At 29.1% G+C, this 25317-nt stretch carries 24 protein-coding genes; 16 read left to right on the top strand and 8 right to left on the bottom strand.

Features of this window, described 5'->3' with window-relative positions:
* Nucleotides 1–333 precede the first annotated feature (333 nt).
* The 10 genes from ACWOBP_RS04155 to ACWOBP_RS04110 all read left to right on the top strand — a co-directional run bounded on the left by ACWOBP_RS04155 (nt 334) and on the right by ACWOBP_RS04110 (nt 12238).
* Nucleotides 334–720, top strand: a complete 387-nt coding sequence (locus tag ACWOBP_RS04155; protein ID WP_455337588.1) for a hypothetical protein — start codon at nt 334–336, stop codon at nt 718–720.
* Nucleotides 721–736: 16 nt separating this feature from the next.
* The gene (locus ACWOBP_RS04150) at nt 737–1684 is read left to right on the top strand and encodes a polyprenyl synthetase family protein (protein WP_455337587.1); all 948 of its coding nucleotides are present in this window, start codon (nt 737–739) and stop codon (nt 1682–1684) included.
* A complete protein-coding gene (locus ACWOBP_RS04145) occupies nt 1685–2851 on the top strand; it encodes a tetratricopeptide repeat protein (protein WP_455337586.1) in 1167 nt (388 codons plus the stop codon).
* A gap of 36 nt (nt 2852–2887) precedes the next feature.
* Nucleotides 2888–3643 (top strand): GNAT family N-acetyltransferase, encoded by a 756-nt coding sequence (locus ACWOBP_RS04140; RefSeq protein ID WP_455337585.1) that lies wholly within the window; start codon nt 2888–2890, stop codon nt 3641–3643.
* A gap of 204 nt (nt 3644–3847) precedes the next feature.
* On the top strand, nt 3848–4786 hold the full coding sequence (locus tag ACWOBP_RS04135; RefSeq protein ID WP_455337584.1) for a serine hydrolase: 939 nt from the start codon (nt 3848–3850) through the stop codon (nt 4784–4786).
* 235 nt (nt 4787–5021) lie between these two features.
* Nucleotides 5022–6482: a DEAD/DEAH box helicase gene (locus ACWOBP_RS04130; RefSeq protein WP_455337583.1), complete on the top strand. Its 1461-nt coding sequence runs from the start codon at nt 5022–5024 to the stop codon at nt 6480–6482.
* Nucleotides 6483–6677: 195 nt separating this feature from the next.
* Nucleotides 6678–8054, top strand: coding sequence for a polysaccharide deacetylase family protein (locus ACWOBP_RS04125; RefSeq protein ID WP_455337582.1), 1377 nt, complete (start codon nt 6678–6680; stop codon nt 8052–8054).
* Between the two features lie 173 nt (nt 8055–8227).
* Complete coding sequence (locus ACWOBP_RS04120; RefSeq protein ID WP_455337581.1) at nt 8228–9496, top strand: competence/damage-inducible protein A; 1269 nt, start codon at nt 8228–8230, stop codon at nt 9494–9496.
* Nucleotides 9497–9568: 72 nt separating this feature from the next.
* Nucleotides 9569–9865: a DNA topoisomerase IV gene (locus ACWOBP_RS04115; RefSeq protein ID WP_455337580.1), complete on the top strand. Its 297-nt coding sequence runs from the start codon at nt 9569–9571 to the stop codon at nt 9863–9865.
* A gap of 204 nt (nt 9866–10069) precedes the next feature.
* Nucleotides 10070–12238, top strand: a complete 2169-nt coding sequence (locus ACWOBP_RS04110; protein WP_455337579.1) for a hypothetical protein — start codon at nt 10070–10072, stop codon at nt 12236–12238.
* A 45-nt stretch (nt 12239–12283) separates the two neighbouring features.
* Here ACWOBP_RS04110 and ACWOBP_RS04105 read toward each other — a convergent pair whose 3' ends face one another.
* Nucleotides 12284–12610 carry a thioredoxin family protein gene (locus tag ACWOBP_RS04105; protein WP_455337578.1) on the bottom strand — a complete coding sequence of 109 codons (327 nt, stop codon included), beginning with the start codon at nt 12608–12610 and terminating at the stop codon, nt 12284–12286.
* A gap of 276 nt (nt 12611–12886) precedes the next feature.
* Between ACWOBP_RS04105 and gorA the strand changes: the two genes are divergently transcribed.
* Nucleotides 12887–14239 (top strand): glutathione-disulfide reductase, encoded by a 1353-nt coding sequence (gene gorA, locus ACWOBP_RS04100; RefSeq protein WP_455337577.1) that lies wholly within the window; start codon nt 12887–12889, stop codon nt 14237–14239.
* A gap of 134 nt (nt 14240–14373) precedes the next feature.
* Nucleotides 14374–15105: a hypothetical protein gene (locus ACWOBP_RS04095; protein ID WP_455337576.1), complete on the top strand. Its 732-nt coding sequence runs from the start codon at nt 14374–14376 to the stop codon at nt 15103–15105.
* 56 nt (nt 15106–15161) lie between these two features.
* Here ACWOBP_RS04095 and ACWOBP_RS04090 read toward each other — a convergent pair whose 3' ends face one another.
* From ACWOBP_RS04090 to cysS, 5 genes are read right to left on the bottom strand one after another with little or no spacing between them, the layout of a single operon-like run.
* Nucleotides 15162–15686 (bottom strand): NYN domain-containing protein, encoded by a 525-nt coding sequence (locus tag ACWOBP_RS04090; protein WP_455337575.1) that lies wholly within the window; start codon nt 15684–15686, stop codon nt 15162–15164.
* Nucleotides 15687–15707: 21 nt separating this feature from the next.
* Complete coding sequence (locus ACWOBP_RS04085) at nt 15708–16148, bottom strand: GNAT family N-acetyltransferase (RefSeq protein WP_455337574.1); 441 nt, start codon at nt 16146–16148, stop codon at nt 15708–15710.
* Nucleotides 16141–16956 (bottom strand): 23S rRNA (guanosine(2251)-2'-O)-methyltransferase RlmB, encoded by an 816-nt coding sequence (gene rlmB / locus ACWOBP_RS04080; RefSeq protein WP_455337573.1) that lies wholly within the window; start codon nt 16954–16956, stop codon nt 16141–16143. Before rlmB ends, ACWOBP_RS04085 begins: the two co-directional genes overlap by 8 nt.
* Nucleotides 16940–17371: a Mini-ribonuclease 3 gene (locus tag ACWOBP_RS04075; protein ID WP_048803296.1), complete on the bottom strand. Its 432-nt coding sequence runs from the start codon at nt 17369–17371 to the stop codon at nt 16940–16942. The genes rlmB and ACWOBP_RS04075 overlap by 17 nt, the downstream gene beginning before the upstream one ends.
* The gene (gene cysS, locus ACWOBP_RS04070; RefSeq protein ID WP_455337572.1) at nt 17356–18753 is read right to left on the bottom strand and encodes a cysteine--tRNA ligase; all 1398 of its coding nucleotides are present in this window, start codon (nt 18751–18753) and stop codon (nt 17356–17358) included. Before cysS ends, ACWOBP_RS04075 begins: the two co-directional genes overlap by 16 nt.
* Nucleotides 18754–19000: 247 nt before the next feature.
* Here cysS and ACWOBP_RS04065 point away from each other — a divergent pair, with 247 nt between their 5' ends.
* Nucleotides 19001–19879 (top strand): YitT family protein, encoded by an 879-nt coding sequence (locus ACWOBP_RS04065; protein ID WP_294682838.1) that lies wholly within the window; start codon nt 19001–19003, stop codon nt 19877–19879.
* 318 nt (nt 19880–20197) lie between these two features.
* A complete protein-coding gene (gene clpP / locus ACWOBP_RS04060; protein ID WP_314092081.1) occupies nt 20198–20845 on the top strand; it encodes an ATP-dependent Clp endopeptidase proteolytic subunit ClpP in 648 nt (215 codons plus the stop codon).
* Between the two features lie 45 nt (nt 20846–20890).
* On the opposite strand, the gene ACWOBP_RS04055 is transcribed toward clpP, so the two are convergent.
* Together ACWOBP_RS04055 and pssA are read right to left on the bottom strand one after the other, a co-directional pair.
* A complete protein-coding gene (locus ACWOBP_RS04055; protein WP_455337571.1) occupies nt 20891–22141 on the bottom strand; it encodes a peptidoglycan bridge formation glycyltransferase FemA/FemB family protein in 1251 nt (416 codons plus the stop codon).
* Nucleotides 22142–22475: 334 nt separating this feature from the next.
* Nucleotides 22476–22994, bottom strand: coding sequence for a CDP-diacylglycerol--serine O-phosphatidyltransferase (gene pssA, locus ACWOBP_RS04050; protein ID WP_455337570.1), 519 nt, complete (start codon nt 22992–22994; stop codon nt 22476–22478).
* A gap of 171 nt (nt 22995–23165) precedes the next feature.
* Here pssA and ACWOBP_RS04045 point away from each other — a divergent pair, with 171 nt between their 5' ends.
* Nucleotides 23166–24074: a YitT family protein gene (locus tag ACWOBP_RS04045; RefSeq protein WP_455337569.1), complete on the top strand. Its 909-nt coding sequence runs from the start codon at nt 23166–23168 to the stop codon at nt 24072–24074.
* Between the two features lie 74 nt (nt 24075–24148).
* Nucleotides 24149–25306: a chloride channel protein gene (locus ACWOBP_RS04040; RefSeq protein WP_455337568.1), complete on the top strand. Its 1158-nt coding sequence runs from the start codon at nt 24149–24151 to the stop codon at nt 25304–25306.
* Nucleotides 25307–25317: the final 11 nt, after the last annotated feature.

Genomic DNA, 25317 nt, shown 5'->3' with positions numbered 1-25317 from the left:
ATAAAGCAATTCTTACATTAATAATGTTTTTAATATTATTAGGTGAAATTAATACCATAAAAATATTAAAAAATAATGATGAAGAAATAGTTTCAGAAAAAATATAGCTATCTATTTTTGATAAATGTATAGAAATATTATAAAAAAACATATACTTTAGAGTAATTTTAAAATTATGATTTTCTTAGAGTCATGATTTTAAGATTACTCTTTTTTATTATCTTAATGAATATTTAATATATAAAATTTTTTATGTGAAATTTAGTTAATCAAATTTTAATTAATCACGATATTGTGGTATAATTTATAAAGATAAAAAATGAAGGATTTACTATGAAAAAATATAATTATAATGAAAGATTAATAGAAAAATTAAATATTACTTCTTTTATAGAAAAATATAATTTTGATAATGAATTATATAATACAGCAATTTTTTGTGCACTTAGTTCAATTGATAGTCATAAATTAGAAGGTGATAATATTGAATCAAAATCACTTTTACTTGGTGATTATTTTAGTTTTGAGTATTATAGTTTATTGGTAGGTAGTTTAGATAAGTTGGCTAATCTTACAGAAACTATGCAGAGAGGATACTTACAGCTAATAGCTAAAGAAATTAGTGAGAATGAATTTTATCTAAGTGTTATAAAGACTTGGTTTGACTTTTATAATGTTGAATTTCAAGAGTTTGATAGTAAAATGGTAACCTTTGTTTAAGTTAATGGAGAATAAAATGTTAAAACAGTATGATACGTTGGTGCATGAGGTATTAGAAGATATTTTCGAAATTACTAGAAGTAATAATGAACAATTAGATGAGATTGTTAAGAAATATTTTCTAAATGGAGGTAAAAGGGTTAGAGTACTTCTTTTACTTGTGTGTGCTAAATTAGGAGATTTTGAACTAAATAAGAAAGACATCATTAGAATGGCTAGTATAGTTGAAATAATTCATACTGCTAGTTTAATTCATGATGATATTATTGACGATGCTGATACTAGACGTGGTAGTGTTACGATGAATAAAAAATATAGCAATGAGTTTGCTCTTCGAGTAGGGGATTATTTATTTTCTGTAGTTTTAAAAGAAGTTACTAAGTTTGATAATGAGAAAATACATTTATATTTAGCACAAACACTTAAAGAACTATGTATAGGTGAGCTTATTCAAGCGGATGGCTTATACGATATTAAAACTAGAAGACTAGATTATCTAAAAAAAATTAAGAGAAAGACCGCGATATTAATAGCTTTCGCTTGTGTAGCAGGGAGTATAGTCGCGAATGCTTCTGACGAAGATATAAGAAGTGCTTTTTCATATGGTTATTATTTGGGAATGAGTTATCAGATAATTGATGACTATCTTGATTTTGTAGGAGGAGCACAAAATCTTGGCAAAGAAGTAGGACAAGATTTAATGAATGGTAACATTACATTACCAGCCTTATTAGCCAAGGAAGAAAAACCAGAGCTATTTTATAATTTTACAAAAGATACGAGTAGTGGAGAAAAAGAAAAAATAATAAATTGTATAAGAAATAATGAAAAAGTTTTATCAGAAACATTAAATGTAAGTAGAAGATATTTAGAAAAAGCTCAGAAGAGTATCGATAATATTGAATGTACTGTAAAAAATGAATTGACTTTTATTATGAATAGATTAGCAAGGAGAGATAATTAGATGGATATACAACAATTTTTAGAGGAATTGAAAGATATAGATTTTTCTGCTTTAGATAGAGAGCAACAAGAGGAGTTTCGTACAGTACTTTTAGATAATGGATTATTTGATGAATGTTTAGAATTGTCTAGAATTATTTATGAACAAAATAGAGAAGAAGATATGGCAATTGAAGGATATGTACATAATCTCCTATATCTAGATAAGAAAGATGATGCTTTAGTAGTATTATACAATTCGCCAAAAACACCTTCGATTCTATATCAAGAAGGTTTGATATATTTAGAAGATGAACTATATGAAATTGCTGAAGACAAGTTCTTAGCAGCTAGAGCAGTTACGGATTTTGATGAGGCCATTCGTGCAATTGATAAAGAGTTAGTAGGAATCTACTTAACAACAGGAAGAGAAGATAAAGCTAGAGACTTAAGTGAGAGAATTTTTTATGAAGAACCATCTTTAGAAAACTTTCAAACTGCATTCGATAACTTATATGCATTAGGATTATTTGAAGAGGCTATTGACTTCTATAATCAAAATGGGAGAGGGTATGAGGATGCAGAAATTCTGTTTTCATTAGCGTTTGCTTATAATCAAGTTCAGAATTTGGAAAACTCAAAAATACATTTGTTAAAAACTATTTCTATTAATCCTGACTTCACTGAGGCTTACTTGCACTTAGGACATATGTCAAAAGGTGAGGAAGCAAAAAAATATTTAGAAAAATATATTGAGTTACAGGGAATGGCTATTAGTGCTTATCTACACTTAATTTCATTATACAAAGATGACCAACAATACGATAATATTCGTACTCTAATGCAAGAAGTATTAACAGTACAGGGTATCTCAGAAGAAACATTGTTTATCGCTATAAATGCACTTAAATCACTATATGAATACGAAAAAATCTACGATTTATATAATGGAAACTCATTAATAAAAGATGATCCAATTCTTTTGGGTGTGGCTTTAAATGCTCTGTCAGAAGAGGAAGATTATATTGATTTTGTTGAAGAAGAAGTCGTTACATATTTTGATATTTTACATGATGATCCAACGTATATGGAAACTCTAAGAAATGTTTATGATTTAACTGGAAGTCCAAGAGTACTTGAAATAATAAATCATTTTGAACACCACCATGGTCCACACGGTCATCATTAATAATGGACAATATACAAAGAATAGGAGGTGATAGTTATGGATTATAGTTTTAAAGATATCTATTCAAAAGCGAAGTCGGTAGTTGAGACAGATAGTTATGTAATTTATCAAACACTAAAATCAAAATTATATTTTAGTGGAAATTATCTATTAATGAAAAAAGAACCTATTACTGTAGATGAACTAGAATATTATATTTCCTCTTGTAGAAACTTTTTTAGAGATAAGGGAGTAAATTTTATTCATTTAGCAGCAATGGAAAATGTTACATTATCTAGAAAACTAAAGAGATATTTAAAAAAGGAAAGTTTTAGTGAAATAAATTTGAATTTATACTATTTGAATATTAGAAATTTTGTAGAACAAGAGGTAACGGACTATAATGTTGAATATCTACAAAAAGTAGATTTAAATAGATATTTGAAATTTCAATACAAAATAGATATTGAAGCTAGTAATGAAGAATGGGCTGAACATAATCAGACTTTGCTTTATGAAAATATAAGATCAGAAAGTATCAAACAGCTTGTAGCCAAAGACGGAGAAAAGATAATCGGCTCTGCTAATATTATTGTAAAAAATAATTTCTTTGAGATAGATAATCTATACATAGCACCCGAATATAGAAATCGTGGAATTGCTAAACATGTTATTAGTTTTGCGATAAATAGTGAGCGAAAAGAAAATGTTATTTTGGTAGTTGATGCTAATGATACTCCAAAATATATGTATGAAAATATGGGTTTTTCAAAAATATCTGAGCAAGATTTTTATTTGAAAACCAATATGTAAAGTTTATAGAAGAGTAATTCAAAACAATAGTGAATTACTCTTTTAATGATTTAAAAAACTTTCAACGATGTTATTATAAAAGTGAGTACTTTTTAATGAATATAAGTCTTATTTTAAGAATATTTTGGAGATATTATTGTTAAAACAGTTGATATGTAGTAAACTAGTATAAGAAAACTACAGATAAAGGATGTGAGTAAAGTAGTGAAAAGAACTTGGAAAAAATTTTTAAAGTTTATAATTGAATCAACAGCAGTGATTTTAATTATTTATGGAGTATTTTCAGCAGGTGGGCATATAAAAGCTAAGAAAGATGCTATTAAACAGCAGGAACTTGCCCAACAAGAAGCTCAACAGGAAGAAAACAAACAAGAAGAACCAGTGATTGAGAATAAAAAACTCAGTGAGATAGAATTAAATGAATCGATGGAAAATTTAATAGAGAAATATAAGGGGAATAATGAAATAGGTATTGTTTATAAAAATTTTTCTACAGGATACAGATATGCTCAAGGAGATAAACATTATTTCACAGCAGCTAGTACGATTAAAGTGGTGTATGCTATGAGGATATATGATCGTATCAGAAATGATGAAATATCCAAAGATTTGGATATTTCATATAATGAGAAGTACTTTGAAGAGGGAAATGGTCAAATAACTAATAATAAAAAGAAAGATAGCTATAAATTAGAATATGTAATACAAAATATGATTCAATATTCTGACAATACTGCTACAAATATGTTAATAGGTAATAGTGCAACAGCAACTGATCTAGTAGTTAAATATCTTACTGGGCTTGGAGCAAAATTACCACAAGAAGAAGCTCAAAATAATAGAATTACCCCAGAAATGATGGAGTTAGTTTGGACTAAATTGTATAAAGAACGTGATAAATATCCAGAATTAATGAAATATCTTGAAGATTCAGAAGATGGAGAATGGATTAAAGATGGTATCCCGGATAAGAAAATAGCAAGTAAGTATGGGGCTATCGAAACAAACTATCACGATACGGCTATAGTATTTGGAGATAAAGATTATATGTTATTAATATATACTAATAATCTAAGTAAATCAGGAGAAAGTGTAAAAAATATTGCTAGAAAAATTGATGAAATTACAAATAATAATATGTAGAAAAAAGATCTAATGTGAATTTTTTATCGTGAGTATAATAGTATAGTGATTGAATTATTACTATACTATTATTTTTATATTTATCTTTTGATATTAAAAATTGAAAAAATTAAAATTAACATGTTTTAATGTATCATTTACCCTTATTTCTTTATTATTTTCAATTTTCATGCTATAATTAACAGGTTATATAAATAAAACAGTATATAAATTTGGATTAATTAAGGAGAAACAAATGACAACATTTGAAGAATTAGGGGTTAGTCAAGAAACTGTTCAATCACTAACCAATATGAACTTTATATCTCCAACTGGTATTCAAACAGAAACAATTCCGTATGTGTTATCAGGAATTGATATTTTAGCACAAGCACAAACAGGATCAGGAAAAACAGGTGCTTTTGGAATACCGTTAGTGGATACAGTAAGGCGTAATGATCAATTACAATCATTAATTCTTGCGCCAACAAGAGAATTAGCTCAACAAGTAGGAGAACAACTCCGACTTATGTCAAGAGCAAAAGGACTGAAAGTTAGTATTGTTTTTGGTGGGACAAGCATAGAAAGACAAATTCAAGACTTAAAGAAACGTCCACAAATAATTGTAGGTACACCTGGTCGTGTAATTGACCACATAAATAGAAGAACAATAAAATTAGAATCATTGACACATTTAGTATTAGATGAAGCGGATGAAATGCTAAATATGGGATTCATTGAAGATGTTAGATTTATACTTTCAAAAATAACTTCAAGGCACCAAACATTATTATTTTCTGCAACAATGCCGAAAACAATAATGGAACTTTCTAAAGAATTTATGAAAGATTATAAACTTATTAAAACAATAAGTGATGAAGATCTTAAGCCAGATATAACAGAGTATGCTACTATTGCTAGAGAAAATGAAAAATTAGAAACTTTAATTGGATTTTTAGATGTTCAAAATCCAAATTTAGCTATTGTATTTGGAAGAACTAAACGTCGTGTTGATGAATTAGCAAGTGCTCTAATTGCTAAAGGATACTTGGCTGAAGGGCTACACGGGGATATCACTCAATCAAAACGATTAGAAATTTTACGTAAATTCAAAAATAATTCATTACAAATTCTTGTTGCAACTGATGTTGCAGCGCGAGGTATTGATATTAGTGATGTTACACATGTTTATAACTTTGATATTCCACAAGATGTAGAAAGTTATACGCATAGAATCGGAAGAACAGGAAGAGCAGGAAAATCAGGAGTAGCAATAACATTTTTAAACCCAGTAGAAATGCCGTATCTAAAAGATATCGAAATTTCTCGTGGTGAGAGAATGAAAATGTTGCGTCCTTATTCACAAGAAGAAGTGAAAAAAGCACGTCACAATAGATTGTTTGATGAAGTTATTTCAGAAATGGATAAAAATCATGTAGAGTTTAATAGTCTAGCTAATAAACTTTTGGCTGAAACAAATGCTGAGAAAATTATCACTATATTATTAAGTAAACTAATAAATGATAAAAAAGAAGTTGATGTGGAATTATCATTTGAAAAACCACTTCCTCGTAGACAAGATAAAGGTAAACGTTCGAATAGAGGAAATGATAGACGCCGTCGTTCTGATAATAGAGATAAAAAAAATCGAAATGAGCGCCGAGGCACTGATAAGAAATTCTTCGATAAAAAGGGTCGTAGAATGCAAAATAAATAGATATATAAGATGTTAGCATTCTTTGCTAATGTCTTTTTTTAGGGGAATATCTACGTACTTTTGTTTAATTTTTACTAGAGTAATTTAATTGTTTAATGTATAATAATTAATGTATACTTTATATAATTAAGAAGAAATTAACACAAAAGTACTAAATTTTAATTGAAGAAAATATATTAAGGAAGGAATAAAGTAATGAAGAAATTAGGTATTCTTCTTGGAGTACTTTGCATATTTGTATGTATGGTTCTATTATTTTTCGGAGGTACAGCATCTCAAAAATGGAAAGAATATAATTTTCAATCAGATGTGAAAAAGATTGTTGAAGATGGAGATAAAACTGAGCTAGCTAAAGGTAGAAGTATTAAGGCTGGTTGGTTAGGAGATAAATATGTTAAAGTTTATTATCCGAATACAAACACTGAACAAGCTAATGAAATAAAAGAACGTTTAAATGAAGCTACCAAAGGATTAGTAGAAGGAAATTTGAACTTTGCTAAGGATATTAAAGAAGTAGTATTTTACGGAGTAGAAGAAAAAGAATCGAATTTTGCGAATGTAAATGAAGTAAATGTAAAGAAAGTCTCTCATAAAGTAGAATCAAAAAAAGTTGAATCTGCTAACGAGTCAATAGTTTCAAGTATTTATTTAGATAAAGATAATAAAAAATTTACATTATCTAGTTTATTTAGCTCATCAAATGCTGCTAAACAGAAATTTTTATCTAAAATAAAACAACAGCTAGTTGTAAAAGGATTGTCAGAAGAAGATATTAATGCTATCATTATTAAACTTCGTGATCAAGATGTGGCTACATGGAAATTCACATATGACGAAGCTAAATTTAAAATAGAGGTTGATGAGAATAAATTAGGGCTTAAGTCAGTAGATATCCCAGTAAATGATTTATATAAATATATTGATGGAACATATCTTAAAGGTGCGGATTTAGAAAAATATAATGAGTATATTAAGAAGAGAAGCAGAAAAGCAGTAGCTTTAACATTTGATGATGGTCCAAATCCTAATACTACACCTGTTGCTTTAGAATTATTGAAAAAATATAATGCAAAAGCTACATTCTTTATGGTGGGACGTTCAGTTGCTGGAAATGAAGATATTATTAAGCGAGTTGTAGCTGAAGGGCATCAAATTGGAAACCACTCATGGAGTCATCCACTATTAACAAAAGTTACTTTAGAACAAGCTAAAAGCCAGATAAATGATACTACTGAGGCATTGAAAAAGGCAAGTGGACAAGATATTCATATAATGAGACCGCCGTATGGTGGAATTAATTCTGCTATTCAAGCAGCAGTTGATCAATCATTTATATTATGGGATATAGATACACTTGATTGGAAGAATCGTAATACTGCTTCAATAATGAAGGAAGTTCAAAAAACTCAATCAGGATCAATAATATTAATGCATGATATTCACCAAACATCCATTGACGCTTTACCATCTGTATTGCAATACTTGACTGAACAAGGTTTTGAGTTGGTAACAATAGATGAGCTAATGGGAGATCAATTGGAATTGCATCAAAAATATACAAATAGAGAATAAAAGTAATATAAAAAAAGAGATATCTCGATAAAACTGATTTTATCGAGGTACCTTTTTTTATCTTAGAGTAGATGAAATTAAGATATTTTAAAACTAGAATGTTTATTTTTAAGTTGTTATGATGTAGAATAGAATTAAGAGAAGAAATTTAGTGAATTTTACGAGGTTTATTTATGAGAGTTGAATTAGTTTCTGTTGGAACAGAGTTATTATTGGGTGATATTGTAAATACTAATACAGCGTATTTATCAAAAGAATTAGCAGCACTAGGATTGGGTGTTTTTAGACAAACAACGGTCGGAGATAATCGAGAGAGATTGCTAAAAACTTTAGAGAGTGCATTTAATGAAAATGACACAGTTATAATAACTGGCGGGTTAGGACCAACTGATGATGATATTACTAAAGAATGTGTAGCTGAATATTTTAGTCGTGATTTCTATTTTCATGAATATTCATGGGTGAAAATACTTGAAAGATTAACAAGATCAGGTAGAAATGTTATAACAGATAATAACAAAAAACAAGCTATGATTCCTGAGGATGCTATAGTATTAGAGAATTTTTGTGGTACCGCACCAGGTATAATTATTGAAGAAAATAATAAACGAATCATATTAATGCCAGGACCACCAAGAGAAATGCGTGATATGTTTGAAAAAAGTGTTAAACCTTATTTAGAGAAATATAGTAAGAAAAAATTTATTTCTAAATATGTTAGGTTTTATGGTATTGGTGAATCATTGCTAGAGACGAAAATTAAAGATATAATGGATAGACAGACTAATCCAACATTAGCGTTATATGCAAAAACTGGAGAGGTGCTACTACGAATTACAGCAAGTTCAGAAAATAAAACTGAATGTGAAGAGCTGATAAATTGCCAACTAGGAGAAATAGAAAGTAGAGAAGGTGTTGGTGAGTATATTTATCTGGTTGGAGATGAAGATATCTCAAGCTCTCAAACAGAGTTGAATAGTGCAGTTGCTAATCTCCTTATTGAAAATAATTATACAATTTCCATTGCAGAGTCTTTAACCGGAGGGCAAATCTCCTCTATGTTAGTGGAAAAAAGTGGAATTTCAGATTCATTATTAGAGGGGATAGTCTGTTATTCAAATAAATCTAAGATTACTACACTAGGAGTGAAAGAAGAAACTTTAGAGAAGTTTGGAGCTGTAAGTGAAGAGGTTGCTTGTGAGATGGTAAAAGGAGTAGCAAAACGCCTGAATAGTGATTTTGCAGTAGCGACTACAGGAATTGCAGGACCAAATAGTGATGAAAGTGGAAAACCTGTTGGACTAGTTTATATAGCTATTTATGCCCAAGGGGAAGTTACTGTAAAAGAATGTTTATTTGTTGGTGACAGGGATTTAATCCGCTTTAGAGCAAGTGTAGAAGCACTTAATGAAGTGCGAAAAAATATTTTGAAAAAACTATAGTTTTTGCTTGAAAAAAGTTAAACTATTATGTATAATTATGATAATAAAAAAAGATATTTAAGGAGATTAATTATGTATACAATGAATTTATCTAGTTTGGAGTCGCCAGATTCCAGGTACGGGCAAGATGATGAATATTCCCAGGACTTCAATACTGAAATAGACTATGAAGATGAAATTTTATCAGATTATGCTGATGAAAGTTATAATGAAGTAGAGTTTTCTGTTCCAGAAGAGGAATTCTTAGACTACTCTAATGAAATGTTCCTATATAAGGAGTATTCGTACGATTTTGCGGATGATTACGAATATGATGAAGTTAGTATATCTAATGATCAAATAATGTTAGAAAATATAAGTGAAGCTTAAAAATAACATTAATAAAAAAACTAGACCTATAAGTGAATCGCTTATAGGTCAATTTTGTGATATTTAAACAATAATTTTAATATTAAACATTAAATAATATTATCTTGATGAAGCATTACATTATTTAATTTCATTTTAATGATATTATGTATAATTGTTTTTACTGAATATGTTATAATAGAAACTAGAAAGAAAGGAGGAGAAATGTTGAAATATTGTAAAATTGTAAGTTTTGGACTATTGTGTTTTGGTTTAACTATAACTACTAGTTCTGAAATAAAAGCAGACTATTTTATTGATTATAATACGACTGTAATGGATACGGTACTAAAGGATAATGTATTTAATTTTGATTTATTCTCTAAAACCAGAAGTTATTCTCTTCCTACTATAAAGAATAGTGTAATTCAAAGTGGTATGGATGAATTGGAGTATAGTGCTGAATTATTAAGTTATAAAAAGAATTCTCAAAATTATTTAATTTTCTATTCACTTGATAGTAAAAATATTCCGAATGAAATGTTTAGAATACAATTGAAAAAAAGTGGAACTGGTAAGATAGTAGATAAAAGTTTACTAAAACTTTTTGTTCCGAATAGCAGAATAATAATGAATGTTACTAGCTATGATATTGATAATAAAGGAAATATAGAAAATCTTGAATATTCTAAATCAAGTCAAGTATATTTTACTAAAAAGAATATTAATTTAGTTGTAACAGAAGGGTCAAAAGAAGTAGTAAATAGAACTATAGAATTAAAAAATATGCCTAAGGATGATAAGGTTTCGATTTTACCATATGAATTAGAACAGTATTATCGTCCTGATAAGTATTATAGTTATACAAAAGCCAAGATACTAGTGGATGGTAAAGAAATCAATACAGAAAATATGGAACTTCCATACTTATCTAAAAAAATAGAAGTAAAATTAGCTCAGGATAAAGATTATTGGAATAATGTTAAGTTAGAATATCCTTCAGAATTCAAAAAGAATGATAAAGAGTTTCTAATTAAACAAGGAGTAACATTTGCTAATTTTATTAAAGAAAATAATATTAAGGAAATTTCTGGTAATGATTCGAGTTATGAATTTTCTGGTTATTATCTAGACGATAAGGAACTCACAAATACTCAGGTATTGGGAAATAATATTAAAATAAAAGCAAAATATAATACGAAAATAATATTATATAATGGGATTACTAAAAAAGAGGTAATCTTACTAACCGATCAGAAACTGAGTGAATTAGACACAAAATTCTTTGAAAAAGAAAAATATCATGTTGATAGTTATACTATTTTAGACGCTAAAAATAAATCCAAAATAAAAGAAATTAAGGATTTATCAGAAGTTAGTATCGACAATAGTATTATAGTTAAAGCAAATTATAAAGAAAATACTAATACTATTAAAATTCGTCAAGATGATTACAATAAACGTTTTGGTAAGGTTGATGATAGTATAAAGGACAAGGACATAGAGTGGCCTGAAACTAAAAAAATGGGGGAGTTGCTAGCAGAACTTCGCAAGAAAATTAAACCTAGTTCAGGATATGAGGTTCTATTCAGATCTAATAAGAAAGTAATTAGTGATGATGACTACATTACAGCTGAAACAGTGTTAGAAATCTACTTTAAAAAAGTAGATAGTGAATGGGTAACTGTTAAGTTTGTCGGAAGAGGAATAGATAAATTTTTATCTGATGGTCAAGATGTATTAGTAGGCTCAAGAATAGATAGTATGATAAACTTACCAACAGCAACAGGAGTAACAGAGCAGGAATTCTTAGGTTGGCAGGCAAATAGTGATTACTTAATAGCTGGAGAAAATTCAGAAAATATTAGAGTATCAAAAAATAAACTATTACAAACTAATGAATTAGGAGCTGTAGTAACAGAAAAAGATAAGAATATTGAGTTTACTGCTGTATATAGGAAGTTATTTAGTGTAGAATTTGAAAAAACTTTTTCTGGAAGTATTAATCTTTCAAAAGGAACATCTAATATTTTAAGAGTTGATGAATTTAATAATATTGGTGATGCAACAAAAAATAATAAAATAATAGTAGCACCTAAATCAGGTTACTCATTATCATATTTTATTGCCAACAAAACGGTAAAAGTAAATATGGATAAAGGAACAAAAGAGATTTTTGCAGGTCAAAAAATAGCGGAAAACGATTTTTATAATATCGTTCCTACATCAGATTTAAAAATCACTCCGGTGTTTAAATTAAGTGTAATTCCGTCAACACTAGAAGAAATGATAGAAAATAATAAGATAAAAACTGTTGATGATGCATTAGATCTAAAATTTGAATCAACTGAAAATATTAAAAAAATATTGGGACCACTTTATTATTTAAGGTAGAACTAAAAAAGGCTTAGCAAAATGCTGAGCCTTTTTATAGTTTTATTATATTTTCTCTAAAAATTGTTCTACTTCTTTTTGTGTTTTAGCTAATCTTGATACGAAACGACTAGCTTCAACATTATTTTTGTAACCTACAAAAGATGGAATACCAAAAATATCAAGAGCTTGTGCTATTTCTGGAAAATCATCACGATTAACGTAGACAAATTTTATCTCTGGAAATTTGTTCATTGTATCTTCTAAATAACGGTCTAACATGATGCAATCAGGGCACCATGTTGCAGAAAATACAAAAACAATTTTTTCGTTTTCCTCTTTTAATGTTTTAAATTGTTCTATAGAGTCTAATTTTTCTATATAGTCAAACATATAATCACCTCATTTATGGGAAAATTATATCATAAAAAGAAGTATTTATCATTAACGATGCTTGAAAGGTTTAAATGGAAATCATTGGAAATAATTGAAAATTATTGATAATTATGTAATTTTCAATTTTTGATTACAAATGTAAGCATATCTATTGAATTAAATTGTTAAATGTTGCATAATATGAAATATAGAGATTAAGTTTAACTTAAGAAAAGTTAAGGAAATACTAATCTTTAGTTGATAAAAGCTATACTATATTATAGAGGTGAAAACATGGCAAAACATTATGATTATATTGCAATTGGTGGAGGAAGCGGAGGAATAGCTTCAATTAACCGAGCTGCAATGTACGGTGTAAAAGGATTGTTAATCGAAGGTAATGAATTAGGAGGAACATGTGTAAACGTTGGATGTGTTCCTAAAAAAGTTATGTGGCATGCGTCCCAAATATCTGAAAGTTTAAAACTATATGCAAATGATTATGGATTTAATTTTGGAGATGTAGAATTTGATTTTTCAAAATTAGTAGGTAATCGTTCTGCATATATTGATAGAATTCATGGTTCTTATGAACGTGGATTAAACAATAATAAAGTAGATTTAGTAAGAGGATATGCTAAATTTGTAAATAAAAATACAGTTGAAGTTAATGGTGAACAATATACAGCTGATCATATTTTAATAGCAACTGGTGGACAACCAACTATCCCTAATGTTGAAGGAGCTGAGTTTGGTGTTACTTCTAATGAAGTATTTGCACTTAAACAATTACCAAAACGTATCGCTGTAGTTGGTGCGGGATATATCGCTGTTGAACTTGCTGGTGTATTCAACGGATTAGGTGTTGATACTCACTTATTTGTACGTCGTGATCGTCCGCTAAGAACTTTTGACAAAGATATAGTAGACACTTTAGTAAAAGTAATTAATGAAGAAGGTCCAACTCTTCATACAAATGCTATTCCTAAAAAAGTTGTGAAAAATGCTGATGATAGTGTTACTTTAGTACTTGAAGATGGACGTGAAACTACAGTTGATTTATTAATCTGGGCAATCGGTAGAAAACCATTATCTGAAAATCTTAACTTAGAAGCTGCAGGTGTAGAAGTAGATGAACGTGGATTTATTCCAACAGACAAATACCAAAACACTAATGTAGAAGGAATTTATGCAGTAGGTGATGTAACAGGTCGTCTTGCTCTGACTCCGGTTGCTGTTGCGGCAGGACGTAGATTATCGGAAAGATTATTTAATAATAAACCTGAAGAGCACTTAGATTACACTAATGTTGCTACAGTAGTATTCTCACACCCAGCTATTGGTTCTATTGGATACACAGAAGAACAGGCTATTAAAGAGTTCGGTGAAGGAAATATCAAAGTATATAAATCTTCATTCACTCCGATGTACTCAGCAATTACTAGCCACAGACAACCATGCTTTATGAAACTAGTAACTCTTGGTGAAGACGAGAAAGTTATTGGATTACATGGAATCGGTTATGGTGTTGATGAAATGATTCAAGGATTTGCTGTAGCTATTAAAATGGGAGCAACAAAACGTGATTTTGATAACACAGTAGCAATTCACCCAACAGGTTCTGAAGAATTCGTAACAATGAGATAATAATATAAAAATAAAAGCAGGAGAATCTTAAAAGATTTGATTTCTTGGAAATCAATCTTTTGGGATTGCCTGCTTATTTTATTTGACATTAATGTTTAATAAGAGTATTCTGAACGTAGGAGGGGATTATTACTATGAAAAAAATATTAAAAACAGTAATTATTGGAATATTCATAGTATCTATAGCTACAGGTTGCGTAAGGTTTAGTAGAGAGGATGCAGAAACAAAAGTTACAAAAGAATTTTCCAATAAAGTATTTAAAGAATGGATTGGAGAAAAAGGGATAGATAGTATAAAAATTAATACGGTGAAAAATAATGTTAAAATCTATTATCACGATAACGAAACAATTTTAATACAAGGAAGGTACAAAGGAAATTATAAGTATTTTATAGATAATAATTTATTAAATATTACTGCTTTCGCAGAGGAATTAGGTGATAATAGCCTTAACGTATATCTTCCTAATAAAGTATATAAAAATATAAGTTTGGAAAACAGAGATGCAACTTCTAAAATATTTGTAAATGTAGAAAATTTAATCATTAGTAGTAATGATGAGGTTGTAGTTGATGAAGCTGAGATAGGTAATCTTAAAATCACTACTGATAATAAAAAGGTACAAATTACTAAGGATACTATTAAAAATGCATTAATTGAAACTAAAAATAATACAAAAATAATAGTAGATCAAACTAAAGTGAATTCTATGAATTTGGTAACAGATACAGGTGATATATTTGCTAAGATAATAGGGAATAAAGAAGATTATCAAATTAATTACAGCAAGAATACGACAAATTCTAAGGAAAAACAAATAACAGCAATTTCAAATAAAGGAAAAGTTGAAATTAGTTTTATGTAGCCCTAGTAAAATATTAAAAAAAAAGAGATGGATTTTAATATGTCCATCTCTTATTTCTAAAATTTCCCGTTTTTTATGAAATTTTCTAGTTTTCTTCTATCTTTATCGCTCATTCGAATATGTCTATTTTTTAATTCTCTTGAATTATGTTTTCTTGTTATTTTAGAAACGCTTTGTTTCCTATCTTTTAACTCTTTGATAAACATATGGCAGTCTCTTAGGATAGCGCCATAGCCAAGAGTAGTATCGCGTTCATCGTTATCATCACTTACAACTATAATATCTATGAAATGATCGATTCTTAGTTCACGAGTTTTTCTTTCTATCCATTGATCAGCGCGTTCCCCAGTTTTAGTATAAACAATACTGATAGGTGGCTCTTCTTTTATATATTCTTTTGCACGAGTTAGATAGGCATCAAATACACAGTAGACGATGTAATTATTTCCTCCTGCATATTCACGTAACATATCAATTAGAATATCACGTTCAGTAGGGAAGGTAGAGCTTTTTATTAAGTTATATTCTTTCATACGAAAAAGTAGATTATAACCATCAATAAATAAATATTGTTTTTTCATAAAAAAGCCTCCTTTGTAAATTTAATCGATTACTTTCTTCATATCAACATGCTCAATCCTAGCATCTAAATATATTCTATCATTAACTCGGTTATAACCTAATGATTTATAGAATTTTTCTGCTTGTATTTGAGCGCTTAATTCGATAATTACTTCTCTTTTCAAAATGTCTTTTGCGATAGTTTCACAGCCAATAATAAGCTCACGTCCAATACCTTTTCCACGATAATCTTTATCTATAGCAACACGTCCGATGTGAATAATGTCTTTATCCATATCGATAAGTCGAGCGACACCAATAAGCTTATCGTCATAAAAATATCCAATATGAACAGTATTTTCGCTATGATCTTTTTCATCTAATTCTAGTTCCATTGGAACTTTTTGTTCTCTAACGAATACTTCAATACGAAGAGCAAAACCAAGGTTAAGCTCTTCTTTAGATTCTAATAGTTTAATCATTAGATTTTATTCTTTCATACATAATGATTCCAGCTGCTACAGAGGCATTTAAGCTCTGAATTTTTCCTAGCATTGGTAGGTGATATAAGAAGTCACATTCGTTAGTAACAACTTTACTCATACCTTCACCTTCGTTACCAATTACAATAGCTAAAGGTACATCTTTTGCAATTTTTGTATAATCTTCAGAACGTTCTGCTAATGTTGTTCCAGCAATCCAGAATCCTTTTTCTTTTAGTTTTTTAATAGCATCAGTTAAATTTGAAACGCGAATAACAGGCATATGTTCAATTGCCCCGGCAGATGCTTTAACTGCAGTTTGACTAACTACAGCAGCACGACGTTTAGGGATTATTATTGCTTTAACACCACTTGCTTCAGCAGTTCTAATTATCGCTCCAAGGTTATGTGGATCTTCAATATGATCTAAAATTAGTAGAGTAGTATCCTTATTAATCTCTAGATTATTTACTACTTCGTCAAGTTCATAGTAAGAATACGGTGCTACATAGGCGATAACACCTTGGTGACGTTCAGTAGTTGAGTTATCTAATTTACGTTTTGGAACTTCTTGACAAATGATTTTTTTCTCATTTGCGATGGCGAAAATAGATTTTAATCTTCCTTTTTCAATACCTTCTTGGAATAAAATTTTATTAATTTCGCGTCCTGATTTAATCGCTTCAAGTATCGCGTTACGTCCAGCAATTACTTCTTTATCTAAATCAACCTCAGGAGTTTGAACTTGTGATTTTTGATCTTTGTTTTTAAGTCTTAGTTCTTTATAGTGTTTATTGTTTTTCTTCATATAATTTAATTATGTAGTTAAACATTTCCTCCAATCTTTCAAAGTTTTTTTCTAAATATAAATAACCGAATACAGCCTCTAAACCTGTAGCAAGTTTATACTCCATAATACTTGCATTCTTTGCTTTAGAGTTATTTTTTTGATTTTTTGCACGGTTATAAATTTTTTCTTCTTGTTCTGTTAATATACTATTATTTAATATGTTTTCCATAAAACTCGCTTGAGCTCTCGCTGATACGATAGTAGATACTGTTTTGTGAAGATCATTTATTTTTCCTAAGTGATTTTTCATAACGTATTCTCTACTCATAATATCATAGATGCTGTCTCCAATGTAGGCAAGGGTTAAAGCTTGCATTTGATTAGGATTAGCGAAGTTTTTTTCGGTAAATTTAAAAGTTATATTTTTTTCCATCGTACACCCTGTTTAGTATCTTCTAAGATAATTCCTTGTTCTTTTAAATCATCTCTAATTTTATCAGCTAAGGCGAAGTCACGGTTTTTACGAGCTTCCTCACGTTCAGCTATTAAACTTTCGATGTGTTCACTATCAAGTGTATTATCTTCTTTTACGTTTATTCCAAGAATAGAACTATAAGTTTCAAATGCAGCGTTAATTAGCTCTAAAGTTTCTTTGTTGACAGCTTCTTTTGCTGTGTATGAATTAGATATTCTCACGATTTCATACCAAGAAGAAAGTGCATTTGCTGTATTGAAATCATCTTGCATATATTCTTCAAATTTGTTTAATTCTTCTGTAACTAATGCTACAACTTCTGTATCAAGTTTTTCTTCAGTCATATTATTATTTAATCTGAATTGTAGGTTTTGATAAGAAGTTTTAATTTTTTCATAGTTTGTTTTCGCAAGTTCAATGTTTTCTAATGTGTAGTTAATTGGAGTTCTGTAGTGAACTGTTAACATGAATAAGCGAAGTACCATTGGGTCTATTTCTGTAATAATATCTTTTACAAGGCGGAAGTTACCTAAGCTTTTACTCATTTTAACATTATCGATATTAATAAATGCATTATGCATCCAATAGTTGCTGAATGGTGCATGGTTGTGACATTCAGACTGTGCAATTTCATTCTCGTGGTGAGGGAATGTTAAGTCTTGTCCACCAGCGTGGATGTCGATTGTATCACCTAGAGTTTCTTTTGCCATTACAGAACATTCAATATGCCAACCTGGACGGCCTTCACCAAATGGGCTATCCCATTTTACTTCACCTGGTTTAGCTTTTTTCCACAATGCGAAATCTAGAGGATCTTCTTTATGTTCCCCAACTTCAATACGAGCACCGCTAATTAGGTCATCGATAGATTGTTTACTTAATTTTCCGTAATCTTCTTTTTTACGTGTTCTGAAATAAACATCGCCGTTTGCTTCATATGCATAACCTTCCTCAACAAGTTTTGCGATGAAGTTAATTATTTCTTGCATGTATTCAGTAACACGAGGATTTTTCGTCGCTCTCTTACATCCAAGTGTATCATAATCTTTAAAGAAGGCATTAATGTACTTGTCAGTTAATTCACTTGTAGAAATTCCTTCTTCATTACTAGCTTTAATAATTTTATCATCAACGTCTGTAAAGTTAGAGATAAAATCTACTTCGTAACCACTATGTTCTAAATATTTGCGAACAACGTCAAAAACGATAATAGGACGCGCATTACCAATGTGAATATAATTATAAACAGTAGGTCCACAAACATACATTCTCACTTTATTTTCTTCAATTGTTTTTAAAATTTCTTTTTGTTTTGTTAATGTATTATAGAGTTTAATCATATATAGCTCCTTTTAAAAGGGAATCCGTAAATAGAAAATTATTACTGCATAAATTATCTAAAAAACAACTCCCAAAATTCTTCAATATCATAATAACTAAAAAAGTCTATTACCTAAATTTTAACACAAAATGCCTATAAAATGAATTATTTCTTAATGTTTTGTGAAAGATAATCAATTTTTAATTGTTTTAAATATTGATTTGTATTAAAATATATACAGGATAAAAATAAAGGATAAGGATATCATGAAATTATCAGATACGATTTATACGACTGATCAACATAAACAGTCGAAAAATGTTTTTTTAATAGTACTTGGAACAATTTTATTTTCAATATATGCTGGATTATTAATACCGGTAAATAATATTGGAGCAGGTGGAGCCTTAGGGTTAAGCCTAGTAATAAATAAACTAACAGGAATAAAAATTGGTACTGCACAGTTTGTTCTAAATGTACCGTTATTTTATTTAGGATTTAGATATATTGGCCGTAAGTTCGTAATTCTGACAGGAATTGTGATAAGTGTATCATCGTTTTTGATAAATAATCTGCCAAAAATTATACCACCAGTAAATCTAGGAGATTCTCTAGTTGCTGCTATTTTTTGTGGAATTATTTCGGGATTAGCGATGTGTTGCCTTCTAGTAGCAGGAGCTTCAACTGGAGGGACAGACATTACAGGGAAATTCATCTCATCACAGTTTAACTATAGTTTACCAACTGTATTTCTAATTCAAGACATTACAATATATACGATTGTCTGGATATTTTTTGATATAAAATATGTAATGTATGCTCTTGTTATGAGTTTTGTACGTAATCAGACGATGAAAGGTGTTCAGAAATTCTTCTCAGCTTATATTCAATGTACAATTATTTGTAGTAATCCTGAAAGAATGGTTGAAGTTATAAATAATACTTTACATAGAGGATCAACAATTATGGACGTAGAAGGTGGGTATTCACACGAGAAGAAACGAATGATAATTTTGGTCATTCAACAAAATGAAATGCATCTACTGCGTAAATTGGTAGCAAAAAATTGTCCAGAAGCATTCATAACAGTAAGTGCAGTTAATACTATAGTGGGTAACTTTAAAGAACATTCTTATAGACTATAGATTTTATACAAGATTCGGGGCTGACCAAAATGACCTAACTTTTAACAAAGTGTATATGAGAACTCATAGACGCAGTGGTTTATTGATATCTAAAATCGCTTTAGAAAAGCTTTTTATATATCTAATAAACTGTGCGGGGGTGACTCGACAAAATCGATTTCTTCGAAATCACGATTTTTGAGTCACTCCCGATTTTTTTATTTAAATTTAAGTGTTATTTTATTGGGGATATAGAATGCTGAGAAAGGGAAAAAAGTTGCTAATTGACCATTTTTGATATATAATATCTAGTGAAAACGAAAATTAGGAGGTAAGAAAATGAATTTAATTCCTACAGTAATAGAGCAAACTTCTCAAGGGGAAAGAGCATATGATATTTATTCAAGACTATTAAAAGATAGAATTATCATTCTTGGTTCTGATGTAAATGATCAAGTAGCAAACTCAATAACAAGTCAGCTTTTATTTTTAGAAGCACAAGATAGTGAAAAAGATATATATTTCTATATTAATTCACCAGGTGGAAGTGTAACAGCTGGTTTTGCAATTTATGATACAATGCAACACATTAAATGTGACGTTGTTACTATTTGTATGGGTATGGCGGCTAGTATGGGTGCATTCTTACTTGCAGCTGGAACTATTGGTAAGCGATACGCTCTTCCAAATGCAGAAGTTATGATTCACCAACCATTAGGTGGTGCACAAGGTCAAGCAACAGAAATAGAAATTGCAGCTAGACACATTTTAAGAACAAGAGAAAAATTAAACAAAATCTTAGCAGATAGAACAGGTCAAACTATTAAGACTATTGAACGTGATACAGAACGTGATAATTATCTAACAGCAGAAGAGGCATGTGAGTATGGACTAGTAGACAAAGTAATGTATCCTGAAAACAATAAACCTCAGAAAAAAGAAAGACCAAAAAAAGCTACAAAAAAAGCAGCTAAAAAATCAGAATAGATACAAAAAAAGGAATTGAGTTTTGGGCTCAATTCCTTTTTAATATTATATTTTCCAAACTTTTCCAATAGCATTTCTGATTTCATAATTATCCATAAAGTACTCTACATTTCCATTGAAATGACGTTTGAATTGAAGAACGCTATAATCAGTAGCGTTTTCAGATGTGAAATTTTTAGATGTTCCAAAGAAATTAAAAATTTTGAACTGATTTCTAATCGCATATTTAATCATTGTATACATTACTAAGTATGAACCGTTAAATCTAGAAAATTCTTTTTTCATTCCCCCGGTAAAGTAGATGAAATCTTGTTTTGTCTCTATAAAACTTGCACATGAAAGATAAACAATATTTCCATTTTCTTTTTTTAAAGAAGATATCTTAGCTATTTTTTCATTATTGAGATCAATTGATTCAGTTATTCTAGTTATTTTATTCATAGTTTTTTCTGGATTTACTTTTCCGGTATCAAGTTTTTCTGTTAGTTTATTTTTTTCTATGTTGTATTCTTTAATTTCTTCATTTAATTTAGAAATAAGTAAATTACAATCTAAATAAGAAACCATAAGGTGAAGCTTATCACCTAATGCAGTTTTCAGATTTCTAAAGTATTCACTAGTTCTGATCTGAAAGTTAATTCTATCTTCTGTACTTTTGTTTATTGAATCAAATATTTCGGCATCTTTATCATTAAAAATGTCGATTTCTTTTACAATTATTCCTTCTTTTATTGCTTTGTTAATAGATCGTTTAGCCATAGTCGAAACAGTTTTCAATATTGTATCTTCAGTAAGAGTTTCTTCTAATTCTCTTGAGTATATACAACGAGAAGCTAGAGTAGGGTTTGTGAATAAGTCATCATTAAGCGGTTTGTATCCTAGTGAAGTTAATATTTTATCTGTTTTAATAGCTTCCTTAGTAGTTTCAATATATTCGATATCTTTATAAATTTGTTCATTTAAGAATGGATTGACCCTCACACATAGAACACGAAAATCTTTAGCAAAATATTTTTTTAATTCAGTCATATAAAATGTTACTAATTCTGTGTTGGAATAATCCATTATAGGACCGTGTTGAGCAGTAACTTTATAGAAGAATTTTTTGTAAGGGAAGTAAATAAATGTTGCATATGCTAGAACTGTGTTATTTTCCTTTACTGCAAGAATTTTTGTCTTTAGTTTATTGAAATTTAGCATTTTACTATATACAGCAGCTTGTTGTAAAAAGTAACGATTATTATTTTTTTCTTGTACTATTTGTAGTTCGTCGCCGCTAATTTCTGTAAATATCATTAAGATGCTCCTTATATAAAATTTAATATAGTCCTATAAGATTATATAATAAATAAAAGTAAAATTAAAGTAATAACTATTTTTTAGGGTTACTTATTTTGGGATAAAATATCAATTATAAAAGGTTAATTATAATATTCGTGATGTTAACTTCTAAGTAGAATAAATATATATAAAATTTATTCACGATATAATATATATTACTACAAGAATAAGAGAATTCAATCAAAAACAAAATGGATGCCTCCTGTATAATATAGGGAAACATCCACTTATTTAAACTAAATATATACATGTCCAGAATCTTTGGTACACATTACAATTATAACATTTTTTATATTTTTTTTATTTTTATATTACTTATCATTAAGTATGAACTTATTATTAATAGTATTAGTATTGCAATACTTGGTAATTTAATTGGTGCAATTATTGCAAGTACTGTTCCACATGTAGTAATAGGAACTCCTTGATAATATCCATTTTTCATTTTTGTAACATTAAATCTAGCTAATCGATAAGCCCCACAACATACGTATATACCACAAAGAATAGCTACAATAACCATTAATAAAGTTGATGGTTTATCATTAGTAACAAATATTTCAAAAACGAGCATGGCAGGAGCAACTCCGAAGCTTACCACATCACATAGTGAATCTAAGTCGTGACCTATTTCAGAAACAACTCCAAGTTTTCTTGCGACAATACCATCGTATCTATCTGCAAGCATGGCTAAAATAATAAAGACAGTACCCCAGATAAAATATTTATGTGATGTTGTTAAAATAGACATAAAACCACAAAAAATATTACAAAGGGTAAGATAATTAGGTATGAAGTTTTTATTCATTTTAAAAGTCAACCTCCAATATTTATATTATAATTATAGTACAAATTTGTAATAATGTCTAAGAAAAGATGAAATTTATAAAAATAAAGGAGTAAAAATATTATTTACTGTAGTTGTCTAACATTGTTAAACCTGTTATAATTAGGATGAGATTGATTTTGGGGGTGCACTATGAGAAAAAATGTTAAAAATATAAATTTCAAAAAAATTTTAAAAGAATTATTTATAATATCTTTGGGATGCGCTATTTATTCTTTTGCTATTATGCATTTTAATGTACCGAATAAATTAGCAGAAGGTGGAGGAACAGGGATAGCATTATTACTCTTATATGCAGTTGGATTATCGGTATCTATTGGTACTATACTAGTAAATATTCCTTTGTTAATTATTGGATATAAAATGCTAGATAGGAAAATGATGCTATATACAGTTTATGGTATTATTATGTTAACATTTTGGATAGGAATATTTGAAAAGTATCATATAGTAATAGATCTTGGTGGAGATAGGTTGCTGGCTGCTGTATTTGGAGGATTATTAGCTGGTCTAGGTCTAGGGATAGTCTTTCTAGCAGGAGGAACAACAGGGGGAGTAGATATAGTAGCAAAAATTGTTCAACTTTATACAGGTAGTTCAATCGGAAGAATCATTCAAATTATTGATGGTATTATCATTGTATTAACATTTGTGGTAGTTAAGAGTTTTCCAGCGATTCTATATACTTTAATTTATATTTTTATATGTACTAAAGTAATAGATTATGTTGTTGAAGGTGGAGTTCCTGGAAAAGGTGTAATGATAGTTTCATCTGAAATAGAACTTATCACTAAAAAAATCCAAGAAGATATGAGTCGTGGGTTAACTTATATAAAAGGACAAGGAAGCTATTCTAAGAAAGATTTGAATATAGGTTATTGTGTAGTTTCAAGAAATGAAATAGGAAAATTGAAATCTTTAGTTTATAAAATTGATCCTCGGGCTTTTGTGACAATAACCGAAGTTCATGATATTATAGGAGAAGGATTCAGTTATGATCAACCGAAAAAATCAAATCTAAGTTTTAAGAAGAATCAATAGTAAAGAATCTGAGAAGGGAATTTAGTTGAATTTCTCTCTCAGATTTATATTTAAAGGAGAGAAGTGTAGATAATATGTTGAAAAATTATTACATAAGAGTAGTGAGCACTGTATTATTAATATCGATTTGTTGTTCGTTATTTGGTCAAACGTTATTAAAGCTAATAGAGTTAACTAGTAATTATTACAAGTATTTATTAATTTTAACGCCATTGATATTAATCTTTACTAAGTTTAGTAATAAATATTTACATACCGGTGCGATAGGTATGAAGTATTTTATTGAAGCGGCAACTAATAAAAAAGAGAAAGTTACATGGAAATTTCCGTTTATTTTGACTTTAAATACTTTATTGGCACATAGCTTCGGTGTGAGTGTAGGACGTGAAGGAGTAGCTGTGCAATTAGGTGGAGCAATTGGTGGTAATATGGCTTCAAATGATTTCAGTACAGAGAAAAAACAATTTTTCGTAAAATTAGGAATGATTTGTGGTTTTGCTGGATTATTCCAAACTCCATTAGCTGCTGTAGTATTCATTTTAGAGGTTGTTAGTGGCAAATTTAACTTTACAATAAATAAAATTTATGAGTATGTAACATATATTGTAGCAGCGTATATAAGTGCATTTTTGTCACATAAATTAGGTTTGGAAAAATTCTTCGTGGCAATAGATGTAAGTGAAATTAATATAAATTTAGAGTTTATTTCTAAATTAGTTTTAGTTGGAGTTATTTTTGTTTTTGTAGGAATCTTATTTGTTCTCCTTCAAAGAAAAATAAAAGAATTAGTAGCTATTAATAAGAATATAACATGGATACTTTTAGCAGCTTTTATATTAACTAGTTTCGTTTTCGAGTACAGATATGCCTCGTTAGGTACGAATTTAATTGGGATATCTTTTACAAACTTTGAACAGATTCAAGTTTATGATTTTATGCTAAAAATCGTATTAACAGCAGTTTGTACGGGGATTGGCTTTAGCGGAGGAGAGGTTACGCCGTTATTTGCGATTGGAGCGACTTGTGGTGTGATTTTAGGAACTTGGTTGGGCCTACCTATTTTAGTAACAGCAGCCTTAGGATATTGTTTAGTATTTTCAGCGGCAACTAAGACATACATTGCACCTATATTTCTTGCGTTGGAAGTATTTGGATACAAATTAATGTTTTTTGCAGTAATACCTGCGGTGTTAATCTATTTAATCAATAAAAAATATAGTATTTATAAATAATTAAATACACC

The organism is Gemella parahaemolysans, assembly GCF_053758945.1.
Note: the sequence above shows the minus strand (reverse complement) of the source record. Positions and strands in the feature narration are given on the sequence as shown.